The organism is Paludibacterium flexuosum, from assembly GCF_037076605.1.
Taxonomy (GTDB): domain Bacteria; phylum Pseudomonadota; class Gammaproteobacteria; order Burkholderiales; family Chromobacteriaceae; genus Paludibacterium.
This window is the reverse complement of sequence record NZ_AP029060.1, coordinates 2463522-2480735: the sequence shown is the minus strand read 5'-3', so window position 1 is coordinate 2480735 and position 17214 is coordinate 2463522. Positions and strand designations below refer to the sequence as shown.

The 17214-nt window shown below is 61.2% G+C and carries 14 protein-coding genes; 8 read left to right on the top strand and 6 right to left on the bottom strand.

What is annotated here, in order from left to right; translation table 11 throughout:
- Positions 1-20: 20 nt before the first annotated feature.
- Positions 21-3734 carry a methionine synthase gene (metH, locus tag AACH39_RS11780; RefSeq protein WP_338620079.1) on the bottom strand — a complete coding sequence of 1238 codons (3714 nt, stop codon included), beginning with the start codon at positions 3732-3734 and terminating at the stop codon, positions 21-23.
- A gap of 120 nt (positions 3735-3854) precedes the next feature.
- Between metH and AACH39_RS11775 the strand changes: the two genes are divergently transcribed.
- Genes AACH39_RS11775 through AACH39_RS11765 form a run of 3 tightly spaced genes read left to right on the top strand, consistent with a single transcriptional unit; the run spans position 3855 to position 6189 of the window.
- Entirely contained in the window at positions 3855-4589 is a 735-nt protein-coding gene (locus tag AACH39_RS11775; protein ID WP_252346123.1) for a transporter substrate-binding domain-containing protein, read from the top strand.
- Positions 4590-4636: 47 nt separating this feature from the next.
- Positions 4637-5218, top strand: a complete 582-nt coding sequence (locus AACH39_RS11770) for a YqiA/YcfP family alpha/beta fold hydrolase (RefSeq protein ID WP_215779423.1) — start codon at positions 4637-4639, stop codon at positions 5216-5218.
- Entirely contained in the window at positions 5215-6189 is a 975-nt protein-coding gene (locus AACH39_RS11765; RefSeq protein ID WP_215779426.1) for a quinone oxidoreductase, read from the top strand. Before AACH39_RS11770 ends, AACH39_RS11765 begins: the two co-directional genes overlap by 4 nt.
- A 25-nt stretch (positions 6190-6214) precedes the next feature.
- On the opposite strand, the gene AACH39_RS11760 is transcribed toward AACH39_RS11765, so the two are convergent.
- Complete coding sequence (locus AACH39_RS11760) at positions 6215-6586, bottom strand: hypothetical protein (protein ID WP_215779428.1); 372 nt, start codon at positions 6584-6586, stop codon at positions 6215-6217.
- 191 nt (positions 6587-6777) lie between these two features.
- Between AACH39_RS11760 and ompR the strand changes: the two genes are divergently transcribed.
- Entirely contained in the window at positions 6778-7503 is a 726-nt protein-coding gene (gene ompR / locus AACH39_RS11755; RefSeq protein ID WP_215779441.1) for a two-component system response regulator OmpR, read from the top strand.
- Positions 7500-8819 (top strand): ATP-binding protein, encoded by a 1320-nt coding sequence (locus tag AACH39_RS11750; protein ID WP_252346124.1) that lies wholly within the window; start codon positions 7500-7502, stop codon positions 8817-8819. The genes ompR and AACH39_RS11750 overlap by 4 nt, the downstream gene beginning before the upstream one ends.
- A gap of 77 nt (positions 8820-8896) precedes the next feature.
- Here AACH39_RS11750 and AACH39_RS11745 read toward each other — a convergent pair whose 3' ends face one another.
- Complete coding sequence (locus tag AACH39_RS11745) at positions 8897-10285, bottom strand: aminopeptidase P family protein (protein WP_215779443.1); 1389 nt, start codon at positions 10283-10285, stop codon at positions 8897-8899.
- 96 nt (positions 10286-10381) lie between these two features.
- Complete coding sequence (locus AACH39_RS11740) at positions 10382-11590, bottom strand: benzoate/H(+) symporter BenE family transporter (protein ID WP_215779446.1); 1209 nt, start codon at positions 11588-11590, stop codon at positions 10382-10384.
- A 138-nt stretch (positions 11591-11728) separates the two neighbouring features.
- On the opposite strand from AACH39_RS11740, the gene AACH39_RS11735 reads away from it, so the two are divergent.
- Positions 11729-13156, top strand: coding sequence for a PLP-dependent aminotransferase family protein (locus tag AACH39_RS11735; protein WP_338620073.1), 1428 nt, complete (start codon positions 11729-11731; stop codon positions 13154-13156).
- 57 nt (positions 13157-13213) lie between these two features.
- Here AACH39_RS11735 and AACH39_RS11730 read toward each other — a convergent pair whose 3' ends face one another.
- Positions 13214-14704, bottom strand: coding sequence for a C69 family dipeptidase (locus AACH39_RS11730; protein WP_215779448.1), 1491 nt, complete (start codon positions 14702-14704; stop codon positions 13214-13216).
- 158 nt (positions 14705-14862) lie between these two features.
- Complete coding sequence (locus tag AACH39_RS11725; RefSeq protein ID WP_215779450.1) at positions 14863-15300, bottom strand: Mpo1-like protein; 438 nt, start codon at positions 15298-15300, stop codon at positions 14863-14865.
- A gap of 169 nt (positions 15301-15469) precedes the next feature.
- Here AACH39_RS11725 and hutC point away from each other — a divergent pair, with 169 nt between their 5' ends.
- Together hutC and AACH39_RS11715 are read left to right on the top strand one after the other, a co-directional pair.
- On the top strand, positions 15470-16207 hold the full coding sequence (gene hutC / locus AACH39_RS11720; RefSeq protein WP_215779452.1) for a histidine utilization repressor: 738 nt from the start codon (positions 15470-15472) through the stop codon (positions 16205-16207).
- An 87-nt stretch (positions 16208-16294) separates the two neighbouring features.
- Positions 16295-17152: a D-hexose-6-phosphate mutarotase gene (locus AACH39_RS11715; protein WP_338620072.1), complete on the top strand. Its 858-nt coding sequence runs from the start codon at positions 16295-16297 to the stop codon at positions 17150-17152.
- Positions 17153-17214 lie beyond the last annotated feature (62 nt).

Below are 17214 nucleotides of genomic sequence, written 5' to 3'. Positions count from 1 at the left end.
CAAGCGACGGGCCCCCGGCCTCAGGCCTCGTAGCCCAGATTGGATGCCAGGTCACGCTCAACCTGCCCCAGCGGCTGCCCCTTGCGCTCGGCCACACTGGCCACCTGATCGCGATCTACCTTACCGATGCCAAAGTAGCGACTGTCCGGATGACTGAAATAGAAACCGCTCACCGCCGCCGTCGGCAGCATGGCGTGGTTTTCGGTCAGCGACATGCCGATGGCCGGCGCATCCAGCAGGGCAAACAGCGCCGGCTTGACCGAATGATCCGGGCAGGCCGGATAGCCGGGCGCCGGGCGGATGCCACGGTAGGACTCCCGGATCAGTGCCTCGTTGTCCAGTTGCTCATCGGCGGCATAGCCCCAGAACTCGGTACGCACACGCTGGTGCAGACGTTCGGCAAAGGCTTCCGCCAGCCGGTCTGCCAGCGCCTTGAGCATGATCGCCGAGTAGTCATCACCGGCCGCCTCGAAGCGGGCGACATGTTGATCGATCCCGATGCCGGCCGTCACGGCAAAGGCGCCGATATAGTCCTGTACCCCGCTGTCGGCCGGGGCAATGAAATCGGCCAGCGCCCAGTTGGCCCGGGCATCCTCGCTGCGCGCCTTGGGCAACTGCTGGCGCAGACCGACCCAGGTCATGCGTTCATGGCCATCCTGCGGATCGAGAATGCGGATGTCTTCCTGATTCACCGACTGCGCCGGGAACAGACCGATCACCCCGTTGGCCCGCAGCCAGTGCTCGTCGACAATCTGCTGCAGCATGCGCTGCGCGTCATGCCACAGCGAACGCGCCGATTCGCCCACCACCTCGTCATCGAGGATGGCCGGATAACGTCCGGCCAGCTCCCAGCTCTGGAAGAAAGGTGTCCAGTCGATGTACTGCGCCAGCTCGGCCAGTGAATAATCGCGGAACTGCTTCACCCCCAGCCATTGCGGTTTCGGTGGCTGGTAGGCGGACCAGTCGATGCGATGGCGATTGGCACGCGCCTCCTCGAGCGAGGCCAGCTTCACGGCGCCGCGACCGGCGTGAATCTCGCGCGCCAGGCGGTAATCATCCGCCACCTTCAGCTTGAAATCGGCCGCCAGGTCCTCGGACAGCAGATTGGAGCAGACGCCGACGGCACGGCTGGCATCCGGCACATACACCACCGGGCCCTGGTAATGCGGGGCGATCTTCACCGCGGTATGCACACGCGAGGTGGTGGCGCCGCCGATCAGCAGCGGCACGGTAAAGCCCTGGCGCTGCATTTCCTTGGCCACATGGCTCATTTCTTCCAGCGAGGGCGTGATCAGACCGGACAGGCCGATGATGTCGGCCTTGTGTTCGCGGGCCGCATCCAGAATCTTCTGTGCCGGCACCATGACCCCCAGGTCGATCACCTCGTAGTTATTGCAGCGCAGGACCACGCCGACAATATTCTTGCCGATGTCGTGCACATCGCCCTTGACCGTCGCCATGATGATGGTGCCCTTGACGCCGGCATCGGCGGCACCGCTCAGGCGCTTTTCCTCCTCGATGAACGGCTCGAGATAGGCCACGGCCTGCTTCATTACCCGCGCCGATTTGACCACCTGCGGCAGGAACATCTTGCCGGCGCCAAACAGGTCGCCCACCACGTTCATGCCATCCATCAGCGGACCTTCGATCACATTGATCGGCCGCGGGTAGTGCTGGCGCAGCAGCTCCGTGTCTTCCACGATATGGGTGGTAATGCCCTTGATCAGCGCATGTTCGATGCGTTTTTCCACCGGCAGGCTGCGCCAGGCGAGTTCTTCGGTCTTGCCGGCAGCGGCCTCGCCGCGGAAGCTTTCGGCCAGGGCGATCAGGTGCTCTGTTGCATCGCCACCGTCCTGCGGCGGGCGGCACAGAATCACGTCTTCGATACGCTGACGCAGTTGCGGATCGATTTCTTCATACACCTCCAGCGCACCGGCATTGACGATGCCCATGGTCATGCCGCGCTGAATGGCGTGATACAGGAATACGGCGTGGATGGCTTCCCGCACCTTGTTGTTGCCGCGGAAGGAAAACGACACGTTCGACACCCCGCCGGACACCTTGGCATGGGGCAGATGGGCACGGATCCAGGCGGTGGCCTCGATGAAATCCAGACCATAGCGGGCGTGTTCCTCAATCCCGGTCGCCACAGCGAAGATATTTGGATCGAAAATGATGTCCTGCGGCGGGAAGCCGACCTCGTCCACCAGTACGCGATAGCTGCGCTGACAGATATCGATCTTGCGCTGCAGGGTATCGGCCTGGCCCGCCTCATCGAAGGCCATCACCACCACGGCGGCGCCGTAGCGACGCAGCAGGCGGGCGTGGTGCACGAAAGCTTCCTTGCCCTCCTTGAGCGAGATGGAATTGACGATGCCCTTGCCCTGGAAGCACTTCAGACCGGCCTCGATCACGCTCCATTTGGAAGAGTCGATCATCACCGGCACCCGGGCGATATCCGGCTCGGCGGCAATCAGATTGAGAAAGCGCACCATGGCCGCCTCGGCGTCCAGCATGCCCTCGTCCATATTGATGTCGATGATCTGGGCGCCGTTCTCCACCTGCTGGCGGGCCACTTCCAGTGCGGTGTTGTAATCGTCGTTGAGAATCAGCTTGGCGAAGGCGCGCGATCCGGTGACATTGGTCCGTTCTCCGACATTCACAAACAGGTCGCGCTCGCCGATATTCAGCGGCTCCAGACCGGCCAGCCGGCACTTGGGCTCAATCGCCGGCAAGGCGCGCGGCGGCAGGTCGCGCACTGCCGCGGCCATGGCGGCAATATGCTCCGGGGTGGTGCCACAGCAGCCGCCGACAATATTCATCAGCCCTTCTTCGGCCCAGCTGCGGATCGATTCGGCCATCATGGCCGGCGTCAGGTCATACTCGCCGAAGGCATTGGGCAAGCCGGCATTAGGGTGCACCGAGACATAGGAAGTACACAGCCCGGACAACTCTTCCAGGTACTGGCGCAGCATGTCCGGACCGAGCGCACAGTTGAGGCCGAACGACACCGCCCCGGCGTGTTCCAGACTGTTGTAGAAAGCTTCGACCGTCTGGCCGGTCAGGGTACGGCCCGACTGATCGGTGATGGTGCCGGAGATCATTACCGGCAGCGTGATGCCGTGCCGGTCAAAATAGCTTTGCACGGCAAACACTGCCGCCTTGGCGTTCAGGGTATCGAAAATGGTTTCGATCAACAGCAGATCGGCGCCGCCCTTCACCAGACCATCGATCGACTCCAGATACGCCTCGACCAGCTCGTCGAAGTGCACGTTGCGGAAACCCGGATCACTGACCTTGGGGCTGATCGAGCACGTCCGGTTGGTTGGTCCGAGCACGCCGGCCACAAAACGCGGCTTGTCCGGGCTGGCCGCCGTCTGCGCATCGCACAGCTGGCGACACAGGCTGGCGGCAGCATGGTTGATTTCCCACACCAGCGATTCCATCCCGTAGTCAGCCATGGCAATGCGGGTGGCATTGAACGTATTGGTTTCCAGAATGTCGGCGCCGGCATCCAGATAGGCCTGATGCACCCCGGCGATCACATCCGGCCGGGTCAGCACCAACAGGTCGTTATTACCTTTGACATCCAGCGGCCAGTCCGCAAATCGTTCCCCGCGAAAATCCGCTTCGCCCAGGGCATGGCGCTGGATCATGGTGCCCATGCCACCATCCAGAATCAGGATACGGCGGGCCAGCTGGGCATAGATAGGATGCGAGTTTTCATTTGTCATGGAATTCAGCCGCGATTAGTCTACAACGATAAAATACTTAACGAGTCGTCCATCATAGCATGCACATTTGCACGCTCCAGAGACGACCTTAGACGAATGTTTTCCGCCCTTATGAACAAGATGTCTATTGCCTTTGGCCTGCTGGTCGGGCTCCTGCTCTCGCTGCCGCTGAACGCACAGGGAATGCTGCGCATCGGGGTCGCCGACTCTGATGGTCCGCCGGTGGCAGTCATTCAGCAAAACAACCTCAAGTCTGGCCTGGCCATGGAGATCGGCCAGGCACTGGCGCAGTCTCTCGATCGCAAGGCCCACTTTATTGTCATCTCACGCAAGCGGGTGGAGTGGGCGCTGGAAAACGGCAGCGTCGACATCATTTGCAACGCCAATCCGGCCTGGTTTGGCAACGCCGGCCAACTGGGCTGGACACGCGAAATCTACCCTCAGGTCGAGCGCATTATCTCGCCCGTGAACGAAGCACCGATCCGTTCGTTCGAGGACCTCAACGGCAAGCGCATCAGCACCATTCGCGGCTACAGCTACCCGGCACTGGAATCTGCCTGGGCCACCGGCAAGGCCAGCCGCGATGCCGAAGACCGCCTGGAGCTGATGATCAAGGCCGTATTGAGCCATGTCGCCGATGCCGGCATCGTCACCGAGCTGGAATACAGTATCTGGGCGCGCGAACACCGCGACAGCGCCCGCCTGTTGCGCCTGTCTGACTTCCAGTTTTCCTCCACCCCGACCATGTGTGCCGTTTCCCCCAAATCAATCATCGATTTGGCGATACTGAATCGCGCCATCGACCGGTTGCACCAGCAGGGAAAATTCAAGAGTATCTTGCATACCTATCAGTAATAAGCAGCATAGAATGAGAAATCCTCTCTTTCGCTGACCGATGCATCATGACCGACTATCTCTACCTGCACGGCTTCAACTCCGGTCCGCAGTCACTCAAGGCGCGCGAAACCGCCGACTGGCTGGCCCGGCACGAGCCGGCGAGCCGCTTTCACTGCCCGAGCCTGTCGGTTCACCCGGCCCTGGCCCTGCCGCAAGCGGCCAGGGTTGTGGCCAGCCTGCCGGACGACACGCTGCTGATCGGTAGTTCGCTTGGCGGTTTTTACGCCGCCTGGCTGGCACAAACCATGAGCCGGCGGGCGGTGTTGATCAATCCGGCCATCGAACCCCATCTCGATCTGGCCCACCTGCCGCGTGACCAGATCCACCCGGGCACCGGAGAGCACTACTATCTGGATGATGCCGATCAGGCAGCGCTGCGCAACCACCAGATTACCCATCCGGACCGCGATCGTTTCTGGCTGGTGCTGGGCACGGCTGACGAAGTGCTGGACTGGCGACACGCGGCACGGCGCTTTCAGGGCTGTCGTCAAACATTGTTCAATGGCGATGACCATCGCTTGCAGCGCTGGCCGGCGTGCCTGCCGCAACTGGCACAGTTCGCCCACCATGGAGAATCCGAGCAATGACCCAAGCCATTCGCTTTGCACAGACGGGAGGACCCGAGGTCCTGCAACTGGTCAATATCGAGATCGGCGACCCCGCTCCCGGCCAGGTTCGCCTGCGACACACCGCCATCGGCGTCAATTTCATCGATACCTATCAACGGGCCGGACTTTATCCCCAGCCCCTGCCTTCGGCCATGGGGCAAGAAGCAGCCGGCATTGTCGAAGCCGTTGGCCAGGGCATCAGCCATCTGCAGGTCGGCGATCGCGTCGCCTATGCCGGGGGCCCACTGGGCGCCTACAGCGAGCAGCGGCTGATCGATGCCCAGCATCTGGTGCGTCTGCCTGACGGGATCAGCGATGAAGTGGCCGCTTGCATCATGTTGCAGGGCATGACAGTCGAATACCTGATTCGCCGCACCTTTGCCGTGGAAGCCGGCCAGACCGTGCTGTGGCATGCGGCGGCGGGCGGGGTCGGCCAGATTGCCGTGCAATGGCTGAACTCGCTGGGCGTCAATGTGATCGGAACCGTCGGCTCGGCGGAAAAGGCTGAACGGGCTCGTGCGCTGGGCTGCCGGCACGTGATTCAATACCGTGAAGAAGACGTGGTGGCACGCGTCATGGCGCTGACCGACGGCAAGGGTGTGCCGGTCGTGTATGACTCGGTCGGCAAGGATACCTTCGAAGCATCGCTCGCTTGTCTGGCCCGGCGCGGCATGCTGGTCAGCTTCGGCAATGCCTCGGGGCCGGTTGCACCGTTCTCGCCGCTGCTGCTGTCGCAGAAAGGCTCCCTGTTCCTCACCCGCCCCCGTCTGGGAGACTACATCAGTACCCGGGCGGAACTGGAAACCTCGGCCAATGCCTTGTTCGAGCGGATCCTGTCCGGCGCCATCAAGGTCAGCCCGTCACACCGCTACCCACTGGCAGAGGCGGCACGGGCACACCGCGAGCTGGAGAGCCGCCAGACCAGCGGCTCGCTCATCCTGCTGCCCTGAGCAGCTTAAAAGACGCGAAGGATTGTCAGTTCTGTTCGGCGGGGGCAATGCGGCGGCGCTCGTCGCGCCAGAAACGGTCATGATGCTGCGCTGCGGCGTTTCTCGCGCCCGGCGCGCTGCTGCCAGGACCGTGCGGCGGCCTGGGGGGGAAAGGCTTGCCCTGCAGGATTTTCTGCGCTTCCTGCGGTGAGAGATCGCCGTTGTTGACTGCCTCCTGCAAGCGCAAGGCGCGCAAGGCCAGCTCATCGGAGGGAGGCTTGGGCAAGACGCACACCGGCTGGGGATCCTGGGTGGCACATTGACTGCCAGGAGCAGGCGCGCTCGACGCAGCCTGCGCCTGGGTCATCAGCCCCAGCAGCAGTACAGCGCACCAACGTGTCGATTCCTTTGTCATCATGCCGATATTGTACCCTTGTCTTTCGATCTGAAGCAGCTGGCCAGATCCACCCTCTCAATTTAACCGCCGCTCATGTTTCATCCGTTAGCATCCATGGCTATTCCATTAACATTTATGTACCCTTGCCTTACGTTAACACTTGAACATACCGGTTCGTCCCGGTCCGATTAATTCCAGCTATTCTGACCATCATGGAAAAAAGCAAAATTCTGGTCGTCGATGACGACGCCAAACTCAGGGACTTGCTGACGCGCTATCTGGATCAGCAAGGTTACGCCGTGGATACGCTGGCAGATGCCCGGGACATCGACCGCAAACTGGCACGAAACCGGCCAGACCTGCTGGTGCTCGACGTCATGATGCCTGGCGAAGATGGTCTGGCACTGGTGCGCCGCCTGCGCGCCCAGGGCGAGATGATTCCGGTCATCATGCTGACAGCGCGTGGCGAGGACATCGATCGCATTCTCGGCCTGGAAATGGGGGCCGATGACTATCTGCCCAAGCCATTCAACCCGCGTGAACTGACCGCGCGGATTCAGTCGGTACTGCGTCGCCATCTGGCCACGCCGGCGCTGACCGCCAGCCACGACGAGAATGCCCAGATCACCTTCGGTGAGTTTTCCCTCAACCTGGGACAACGGGAACTGCGGCAAAACGATCGTCCGGTCTCGCTCACCAGCGCCGAATTTGCCGTCCTGTCCGTCCTGGCCACCCATCCGCGCCGCCCGCTGACCCGCGAGCAACTGATGGAGATGGCGCTGGGCAAAGGCAATGGCGAGTCGCTGGATCGCAGCATTGATGTGCACATCTCGCGCCTGCGCAAGGCACTCGACAGCGAGACTGCCGGCCCGCGCTATATCCAGACGGTCTGGGGCTACGGCTACGTCTTTGTTCCGGACGGTCAGTCGAGAGAATGATGCTGCGCAGAATCGGCGGCTCCCTGTTCCTGCGTCTGGCCCTGCTGGTCATTCTGACCGTCGTGGCAACCCAGCTGATCACCTGGTGGATCGTGGTCACTGAGCGGCGAGAATTGATCGCCAAGCAATTCTACAGTCAGGTCGTCGATACCCTGGCCGATCTGGAAGGTCGGCTGGATACCGTGCCACCAGCCAAACGCGCAGCCTATCTGGCGGAATACAATCGCCCCTGGCTGACACAGCTGCAACCTCCCGATGCCGACAAGGGACTGGTCTTCACCACCCGCCTCAATGATTTCGAAATCATCCTGGCGGAACGTTTGGGCAAGGAGGTCGGCTATCCGCTGACGGTAAAACTGCGCAAGCTGCAGGATCGCCGGCAACTGTGGATCTCGGTGCATGTGCTTGGTCAGCCCTATTGGCTGGTGGTGCCGATGGGTCGCTTCCGCGACAACGTCATTGGCTCCATGTCCCTGGCAGCCCTGCTGGCCTCGCTGTGTGCCATTCTGGTGGCCTCAGCCATTGCCTGGCGAACCACCATGCCAATCAGTCAGGCGGTCAAAGCCTCGCGTGAACTGGCGCGTGGGCGCATTCCCGAGCCCCTGAACGAAAACATCGGCTCCAGCGAGATCCAGGCGCTGAGTCAGGGCTTCAATGGCATGGCGCGTTCCCTGGAAGCGGCCGCTTCTGAGCGCCGCCTGATGCTGGCCGGCCTGTCCCATGATCTGCGCACGCCACTCACCCGGCTCAAGCTGATGGTCGAATTGCAGGGGGACTCGGCTGACGCCAGCGGCATGCTGAGCGATATCGATGAAATGTCCGGCATCGTGCGCCAGTTCATCGACTTTGCCCGAAGCGAAGAAAATCTGCGCAGCGAACCGGTCGCGCTGGCCGAACTGGCCAGCAGTGTTGTCGCACGATTCCGTCGCGAGCAACTGGCCCTTCACCTGTCCGTCTCCGCCGAGCCGGAGATCATTGCTGACCCGCTGGCGCTGGAACGCCTGCTCAGTAATCTGATCGACAATGCCCGCCGTTACGGTAAAACACCCATCGAGGTGCGGGTCGAACGTGACCTCAGTCATGCCATGCTGAGCGTGATTGATCAGGGAGAAGGCATTCCGGTCGAACTGCAGCAGGCGGCACTGGCTCCCTTCGAGCGTCTGGCCGCCCATCGCGGCACCGATGGCGGCAGCGGACTGGGCCTGGCCATTGTGTCGCGGATCGTCAAACAACATCACGGCGAACTGCTGTTCTCCCATTTGCCGCAAGGGGGGTTCCGCGTGACCGTCAAACTGCCGTTACCGGTTTCCCGGTGACGTTCCACGTGAAACCATCACGGCCATAAAAAAAGCGTCCATCTTCGCAGATGGACGCTTTTTCTGCGTCAGGCCGGTCAGCCCTGCATCACGGCTTCCACTTCCGCCACCGTCTTCGGAATCGGCTCACCCAGCACACGGCTGCCGGTCTCGGTCACCAGCACGTTGTCTTCAATGCGGATACCGCCGAAATCGCGGAACTCATTGAATTTATCGTAGTTGATCAGATCGGCAAACTTGCCTTCGCGCTGCCAGGCATCGATCAGCGCCGGGATGAAATAGATACCCGGCTCCACGGTAATCACCATGCCGGCACGCAGCGCCTTGCCCATGCGCAGATAGCCCAGACCAAACAACTCGCTGCGTTGCTGGCCTGCATCGTAGCCGACCAGGGTCTCACCCAGATTTTCCATATCATGCACGTCCATGCCGATCTGGTGGCCCAGACCGTGCGGGAAAGCGATGGCATAGGCACCGGAATCCACCACCTTCTCGGCCGGCCCGTTGAAGAAGCCCATCTGCTTCATGCGCTCGACCATGGTCCGCGCGGCCAGCTTGTGTACGTCGAAGTATTTGACGCCCGGACGCATGGCCGCAATCGCATCCAGTTGCATGGCCAGCACGGTTTCATACAGCGCGCGCTGACGCTCACTGAATTTGCCGCCCACCGGAATGGTACGGGTGATGTCGCTGGCGTAGCCGGAATCGGCACTGGCGCCGGTGTCATTGACCACCAGGTCACCGGCTTCCAGTACCTGATCATGACGATGGTTGTGCAGCACTTCGCCACGACGCGAGAAAATCACCGGATAAGCCAGCTGCCAGTCACGGCTGCGCATAATGCCCTCCATGGCGCCGACCACCTGATATTCCACCACCCCCGGACGCGCGGCCTTCATGGCGGTAATGTGCATTTCACGGGTCACCGTCAGTGCACGCTCGATTTCGGCGATTTCTTCCGGGCCCTTCACCTCGCGCAGCGCGACGATGCTCAGAGCCAGCTCCGCCGAGGCGCCACGCTTGACGGCATCGGCGGTGCGACCGAGCAGACGGGCCAGCTCCAGAATGGTCTCGCCACGATAGGGGGTCAGGTAATGCACGGTCACACCGTTAAGGAGGGCATCACGCAGCACCTGCTCCAGCTCGGCATACGGACGCGAGGCACTGATGCCGACCGTGGCGGCACGCTGCGCCAGGGTCGGCAATTCACCCGTCCAGACAATGTCATCCACATCGACATCATTGCCGAACAGCGTACAGCTGCCGTCACGGCTGTCGATGACCCCGGCCAGGCCGGCATCGTTCAGGCCGAACAGGTAACGGAAAGTGCTGTCCTGCACAAAGGGATAAGGATTGTGCAGATAATTCATCGGCGCATCCACGTTACCGATAAACAGCATCAGACCCGGTTTGGCATCGGCAAGCAGGCGACTGCGGCGTTGTTGGTAGACCTCGGCGGCAAACATTGTTTCGAACCTTTTTATCGTGGTTTCACGGAATGGGGACGATGCACAATGTACACCCCGGGGGGCCGGTACGCCAGCCGCATTCCGGTCGGCAGCTCAAGTCCCGGGACGCAGCGACAGCCACAGCTGGCGCCAGTGCAGATGCTTCACCACATGGGCCAGCACGCCGGCCACAATCCCCCAGAATGCCGCCCCCATGCCAAGGAAATGCATGCCGGAGGCAGTCAGCAGAAAGGTCATCAGCGCAGCCTCGCGCTGAGACTCGTCGCGCATGGCCGTGGTCAGCCCGTTGCCGATGGCACCCAGCAAGGCCATGCCCGACAAGGCTGCGACCCAGGTTTTGGGCACGGCGGCAAACAGCAGGATCAGCGAGCCGGCCGCGAGACCGGCCAGCAGATACAACAACCCGCAGACCACCCCGGCAATATAGCGCCGCTGCGGCTGCGGATGCGCCTCCGGCCCGGTGCAGATGGCGGCGGTGATGGCCGCCGGATTGATGCCATGTGCGCCGAACGGCGCAATCAGCAAGGACACCAGGGCATTGGCGGCGACCATCGGACGGCTTGGCAGGGCATAGCCATCGGCGCGCAGTACCGCCATCCCGGGCAGATACTGACCACTGAGTGCCACCAGCGCCAGGGGCAAGCCGAGGTTGAGTACCGCCTGCCACGACCATGTTGGCGTCACCCAGACCGGCTGGGTCCACCCGCCGCTCAGATCCGGCCAGTGCATCCGTCCCTGGGCCAACAACAGCAACAGTCCGCCCAGCAACACCGCCAGTACGGCATAACGCGGACGCCAGCGGCGCATCAGCAGGTAGATAGCCAGCATGCTCAGTACCAGCAGCGGATCCAGTGCAATCGAGGTAAACAACTCGGCGCCAAAGCGAAACAGAATGCCGGCCAGCATGGCCGAAGCGATAGAGGCCGGCAAACGCCGCATCAGCACATCGAACACCCCGCTCCAGCCGATCAGGCCGATCAGTAGTGCGGCCGCCAGATAGGCGGCAACCGCCTCGCCCGGGGTATGGCCGGGCAACATGGTCACCAGCAAGGCCGCGCCCGGGGTAGACCAGGCAATGACAACCGGCATGCGATAACGCAGACTGAGTACCAGTCCGACCAGTCCGCTGCCGATCGAGGCGGCCCCCAGCCAGGACGAAGTCAGGGCCGCACTGAAATGCGCGGCATGTGCGGCCTGATACATTAAGACAGACGGGCCGGCAAACGACACGATCACCGCAATCACTCCAGCCTGAATGGCCGACAGGGAACTGTCGGCTGCCCACTGCTTTAACCACCCCATAGCTTGTTCTCCCCTGTTCGGCCATCAAACACACTGCACAGATTAACCGGCATCCCGGGGAGTGACCTGATACAGCCTTGGCAGTCGGGCTGTAACAGTTTAGGCTAAAACAATCTGTTCTATATAACAGGACTGATCATGACGCTACCGCGCTACCGCGCCATCGCCGAACAGTTGCTGCAGGACATGTCGCGTGGCGACTACCCTCCCGGCAGTCGCCTGCCCTCGGTCCGCGCGCTAGCACAACGCTTTGCCGTCAACAATCTGACGGCGTTGCAGGCCTATCGCTGGCTGGAACAGCAGCAACGCGTTGAAGCACGCGAACGCAGCGGCTTCTACGCCGTCCAGCCTGGCCAGCACCTCTCCATGTCTGTCCCGGCCCCCGCCACCCCGATGCCGGGCACCTGGGTCAACGTCGACAATCATGTGGCGAATCTTCTCTCGCTGTCCGGTTCTGCCGTGCAACATCAACTGCACATGGCCGAAGCCCACGAGAGCCTGTATCCGGCCGAGGAGCTGGCACGGCGCCTGCAACACAAATTGTCGCGCCAACCAGCGCTGCTGGGAGCGCATCTGCCGGCCAGTGACCGTCATGCCCTGTTGACCGGCCTGCAGCGGCTGGCTGACCAATGGCAGATGAGCCTGCCGGCTGACGCATTGCTGATGACCAACGGCTGTACCGAAGCCATTCAGCTGGCCTTGCGCGGGCTGACCCGTCCGGGAGATGTGGTGGCGGTGGAAACGCCCGTTTATTTTGGCCTGCTGCAAACCATCGAAAGTCTTGGCCTGCGCGTACTGGAGATTCCCTGCACGCCCGGTCAGGGGCTGTCGCTGGAGGCGCTGGAATTTGCCCTGCGCCAGGGTTCGCCGATCCGCTGTCTGGTGGTGGTTGCCAACTTCCAGAATCCGACGGGGGCGCTGATGCCTGACGACCATAAGCGGCGGCTGGTGGAGATGATGCATCGGCGTGACATCCCCATCATCGAAGACGACGTCTTCGGCGACCTGTATTACGGCAGCGAACGCCCCAGACCGCTGAAAGCCTGGGATCGGCACGGCGGTGTGATCTACTGCAGCTCGTTTACCAAAACCTTCGCCCCGGCGCTGCGACTGGGCTGGCTGTCAGGCGGCCGCTACCATGCCAGGCTGGAGCGCCTGAAGGTCAGTAACAGCTACGTGACCTCTTCGTTGCTGCAGGCAACCATGGCCGACTGTCTCAACAGTGGCCTGTATGCCAGACAGGCGGCGCGCTTGCGGCAACAATTGAAAGAGCAGTCGCGCCAGATGCAGGCCGCCGTTTTACAGGCCTTCCCGCTGGGCACCCAGATCCTGTCGCCTTCTGGCGGCATGCTGCTGTGGGTGGCCTGCCCCGAACCGGTGGATACCCTGCCCTTGTTGCAGCAGGCGCTGGCCCATTCGGTCAGCTTTGCGCCGGGGCTGGTTTTCTCCGCCGAGCCCCGCTTCCGCCAGCACCTGCGCCTGAGTATCGGCCACCCCTGGGATGCAAAGCTGGCCGAGGCAATTCAAACACTGGGCACCCTGGCAAAAGGCTTGCAGCGCCATTAATTGTTCCAGGCAACAAAAAACCGCCCGAAGGCGGTTTTTTGTTGGCGACCGTCCGACTTACAGCGCCTTGATCTTTTCCAGCTCGGCCGGGGTGTACTTCTTCTCGGTCGACTTGGTCATATCGGTCATCAGCGACTGGAACACATCATGGGCAGACTGCACGGCCCACAGCACGTTGCCATTGCTCCACTGGTTGGCAAAACGCAGCGCAGCTTCCGGGCTTTGGTCATACAGGCGCTTGAGCATGTGATCAACCGCAGCCTGCTGTCCCTGGAAGGTGCCTTCGATATTGCTCTGCCACTTGGCCAGCACCGGAGCGTACTTGGACGGATTGGTCTGCGCCAGCGTGGCATTGGCACGGAAGGCCCAGTAGGCCGACTGACCCTCATACACCTCGGTACCGCTGCGCAACGCTGCAGGCACTTCCTTCATGGCGTTCTCGTACATCGGCATGAAGACCGCGGCGCTCGGGCTGCCAAAGGCCTGCCAGGTCAGCACCTGCAACTCCTTCGGCATGTCGCTGCGCAGTTCGTAGACGTGCGTCTCGATGGTGCGATCCACGCCCATCGGACGTTCGGCATCCTTGATCTTCTCCAGCTCGGTACCCTTGAAGTTCGCACGCAGCACCTTGCCAATGTCAGCCACCGTGATCTTGTGGTCCGGCTTGAGGAACATCGGATACTGTTCCTGACGGACTTTCTGGCTCAGCGACGGCGTCAGCAAGTGCTGCCCCATCCATTCGCGGTCGATGTTGTAACGATCGCCAACCGAACCAAAGGCCTTGGCAAAGTTGAAATGCCGCACATCCACCTTGTCCAGCAGCTTGTTCTTGCTGACAAACTCAGCCAGGTCGTCACTGCCCATGACGTTTTCGCGATCATTCAGATCGACATCATGAATACGCATGCCATTAGCAACGATCATGTACTTGTCTTGCGGCACCTTGACGGCAATCCAGTGGTGACCACTGCCAATTTCCATGTACCAGACTTCCTTGGGGTCTGCCAGCAGGATGCCATTGGCTTCGCCAGCGCCCTGCTCCTTGACGGTCTTGCCCAACAGCGCCACGGCCTCGCGCGCCGTCTTGGCGATCGGCAGCACGAAGGACGGGATGTCCGCCTCGATCACACCGGTATCGACCAGCGGATCGGCCTTCTTGGCCGCGTCGTTGGCATCCATGCTATTGGTGGCGGAAACCGCCAGATTGAACTCATTGACCCCGCGCTCTTCATACGGACCATCGGCCGCCGTGGTGTCGCCATTCCAGTCGGTCAGGCCGGTGTAGCGCAGCATGGTTTGTGGCGCCGGCACTTTCAGACCGTTCTTGAAGCTGATCATTTCCCCCTTGTCGCTGTCGCGGCGCGGATGGATCACCAGCTTCTTGTTCCAGTTGTTGATGTAATAGTCTTCGTTGCGCGAAATGATGATGGCGCCATCGGCCGAGGCGCCTTTACCAACGATGACACTGGAGCAGGCCTGCGAGTAATCGGTCGCAAATGCCGCCAGAAGCGCAGCGCCCAGCACGGAAAGAGTACGTTTGCCTTGCATGTTTCAGTCTCCACAACCCGGAATGGGTAACAGGGAAATGCTAATCCGATATGGCGCACTCCCTGCTGGCAACCTCATGCTGGCTTGATGAATATCAACATTTGATTATGTAGTATATCATTGCTGCAACATCAGCCATAACGACCGTATATGCCCTATTACCAGCGTATATTGAATCGATGTGTCAAGCCCGCCACGGTCCAGGCCGGGCCGATCAACAAAAACCGCAGATCGTCCAGAAAGGAGGGTTTGCGTCCTTCGATACGATGCCCGATGAACTGCCCGATCCAGGCCAGCACAAAGATCACCCCGCTGAGGCGCAGCAGATCCACGCCCGCCCGCTGCAAACCATACAGCAGCAACATCATCGTACCGCACAGCAACAACATGGCCAGCGCCATGCGCCAGGAGAGCCGTAGGTAGAACAACAAACCGCCAGCGATCAGCAGCCAGGCCGGACTGACCGATGAAGGCAAAGCCGTCAAAACGCCGAAAATTGAGAAGATAATCAGCGGGATACAAAGCTTGTGTATAGCAACATTCTGTCGGTGCTGATGGCTGGCACCATAGGCTTGCAGCCACTGTTGCAGGGTCATGGCGTGTCCTCTTCCGGTCGACGTTGGCGCGCAGGTATGGCAGCGCAGAAAATACCAGATAAATATCTGATTTGCATATCATTTATTTGTATAGATGGCAGCTTGATCTAACACAAATCAATGCTTGTCTGAAGTGTTGGCCATGATGGCAAATCGCTAAGATGCTCGGATGGAAGATTCGATCACAATGGCGAGCCGCCAGACCCGACAGCCGCGCTACCAGCGTATCAAGGACTATATCCTCGAAGGCATTGCCCAGAGGACCTTTCAGCCGGGTTGTAAAATTCCGCCGGAAATCGAACTGGCACAGCATTTCGGCGTGTCACGCATGACCGTCAACAAGGCCATCCGTGATCTGGCCGAGGCCGGCATCCTGCTGCGTTTTGCCGGCGATGGCACCTATGTCGCCGAGCGCAAGGCCGAGTCTCCCCTGCTGGACGTCAACAATATCGCCCAGGAGATTGAGGCACGCAGCCATATGCACAGCACCAGCCTGATCACCCTGCGCGCCGAACCGGCCAGTGAGCTGGTGGCCCTGCAACTGGGCGTCCATGTCGGTGCGACCATCTTCCATTCGCTGCTGGTGCATCGTGAAGACGATATTCCGGTACAACTGGAAGATCGCTACGTCAACCCAGGCTGGGCACCGGAATATCTGGCACAGGACTTTTCCCGCATCACCCCGAACCATTATCTGATGCAACATGCGCCGCTGACCGACATCGAGCACACGGTCGAGGCCATCATGCCGCAGCGGGAGGAACAAGCACTGCTGGAGATCTCCGCCAGCGAGCCCTGTCTGCTGGTCTTCCGCCGCACCTGGTCGCATCGAAACCTGGTCAGTTTTGCCCGTCTGGTCCACCCCGGCACCCGCTACAAGCTGCGTTCGCAAACCCAGCTGGACTAGCCGGCCGGCAAGGCCGCCAACCGATGCATCATGTCCCTGTCCGCAAACGCGGATAAACTAAGGGATCTGACAGAAAGAGGCGCCATCATGCACACCCCATCCCCCGTTCCGGGCGCGACCCTGCGCACCCATGCCCAGGGCAGCACGCAGCTGCTGCTCAGCCATGACGGATTTCAGGCCGAGATTTCGCTGGATGGCGGTCAACTGACGGCCTGGCATGCTGCCGGTCAACCGCCGCTGATATATTGCTCGCCACAGGCCATGCACCAACCGGGCAAGGCCATCCGTGGAGGTGTACCGGTTTGCTGGCCCTGGTTCGGCCCGCATCCACAGGATGCGACCCAGCCGCAGCACGGTGTTGCACGCACGGCACGCTGGACCCTCTCGGACATCAGCCGCAGCGCGGAGGGCTTCAGTATCGAACTCAGCGGCCCGGAGCATGACGGCCTGAAAGTGGAGAGCTGCCTGACCCTGAGCGCCGATCGAGTCGACATCACGCTCACCACCCTGAACCAGAGTTCGAGCGCCCGGCGCTATTCGGCGGCCCTGCACACCTATCTGGCGATTGCCGATGCCGAACACGCCTGGGTCGAGGGATTGGCGCACAGCCGCTATGTCGACAAGGTTTGCCAGCAAGACGGGATTCACCATCAGGATAGTCTGGCATGTCGTGGCGAACTGGATCGTATCGTGTATGGCCTGTGTGGCCTCACGCTGCGCGATGACGTCTGGCGACGTCGCATCGTGGTGGAGAATGCCGGCTCCGACAGTCTCGTGCTGTGGAACCCCGGGGCAGACAAATCGATCGCGCTCAAGGATCTGCCGGATGATGGCTGGCGCAGCTTTTTTTGCATCGAAGCGGCCAATGCCGGTGACGATGCCCGCGTCATCGAACCGGGTGAAAGTCATACATTGGGCACACGCCTGATGACGATGCCGCTATAATCGCAGAGAGCCTGTTCTGGCAGCTTGCCCGACAGGCCAACTTCCGATTTACCCGCAGTGGA

Excerpts from the sequence above, each read along its gene's own strand:
- AACH39_RS11730 (WP_215779448.1), bottom strand. The coding sequence starts at position 14,704 with ATGCAAGGCAAACGTACTCTTTCCGTGCTGGGCGCTGCGCTTCTGGCG.
- hutC (WP_215779452.1), top strand. The coding sequence starts at position 15,470 with ATGGAAGATTCGATCACAATGGCGAGCCGCCAGACCCGACAGCCGCGC.
- AACH39_RS11775 (WP_252346123.1), top strand. The coding sequence starts at position 3,855 with ATGTCTATTGCCTTTGGCCTGCTGGTCGGGCTCCTGCTCTCGCTGCCG.
- ompR (WP_215779441.1), top strand. The coding sequence starts at position 6,778 with ATGGAAAAAAGCAAAATTCTGGTCGTCGATGACGACGCCAAACTCAGG.
- AACH39_RS11715 (WP_338620072.1), top strand. The coding sequence starts at position 16,295 with ATGCACACCCCATCCCCCGTTCCGGGCGCGACCCTGCGCACCCATGCC.
- AACH39_RS11765 (WP_215779426.1), top strand. The coding sequence starts at position 5,215 with ATGACCCAAGCCATTCGCTTTGCACAGACGGGAGGACCCGAGGTCCTG.
- AACH39_RS11750 (WP_252346124.1), top strand. The coding sequence starts at position 7,500 with ATGATGCTGCGCAGAATCGGCGGCTCCCTGTTCCTGCGTCTGGCCCTG.
- AACH39_RS11745 (WP_215779443.1), bottom strand. The coding sequence starts at position 10,285 with ATGTTTGCCGCCGAGGTCTACCAACAACGCCGCAGTCGCCTGCTTGCC.
- AACH39_RS11760 (WP_215779428.1), bottom strand. The coding sequence starts at position 6,586 with ATGATGACAAAGGAATCGACACGTTGGTGCGCTGTACTGCTGCTGGGG.
- AACH39_RS11740 (WP_215779446.1), bottom strand. The coding sequence starts at position 11,590 with ATGGGGTGGTTAAAGCAGTGGGCAGCCGACAGTTCCCTGTCGGCCATT.
- AACH39_RS11770 (WP_215779423.1), top strand. The coding sequence starts at position 4,637 with ATGACCGACTATCTCTACCTGCACGGCTTCAACTCCGGTCCGCAGTCA.
- metH (WP_338620079.1), bottom strand. The coding sequence starts at position 3,734 with ATGACAAATGAAAACTCGCATCCTATCTATGCCCAGCTGGCCCGCCGT.
- AACH39_RS11735 (WP_338620073.1), top strand. The coding sequence starts at position 11,729 with ATGACGCTACCGCGCTACCGCGCCATCGCCGAACAGTTGCTGCAGGAC.
- AACH39_RS11725 (WP_215779450.1), bottom strand. The coding sequence starts at position 15,300 with ATGACCCTGCAACAGTGGCTGCAAGCCTATGGTGCCAGCCATCAGCAC.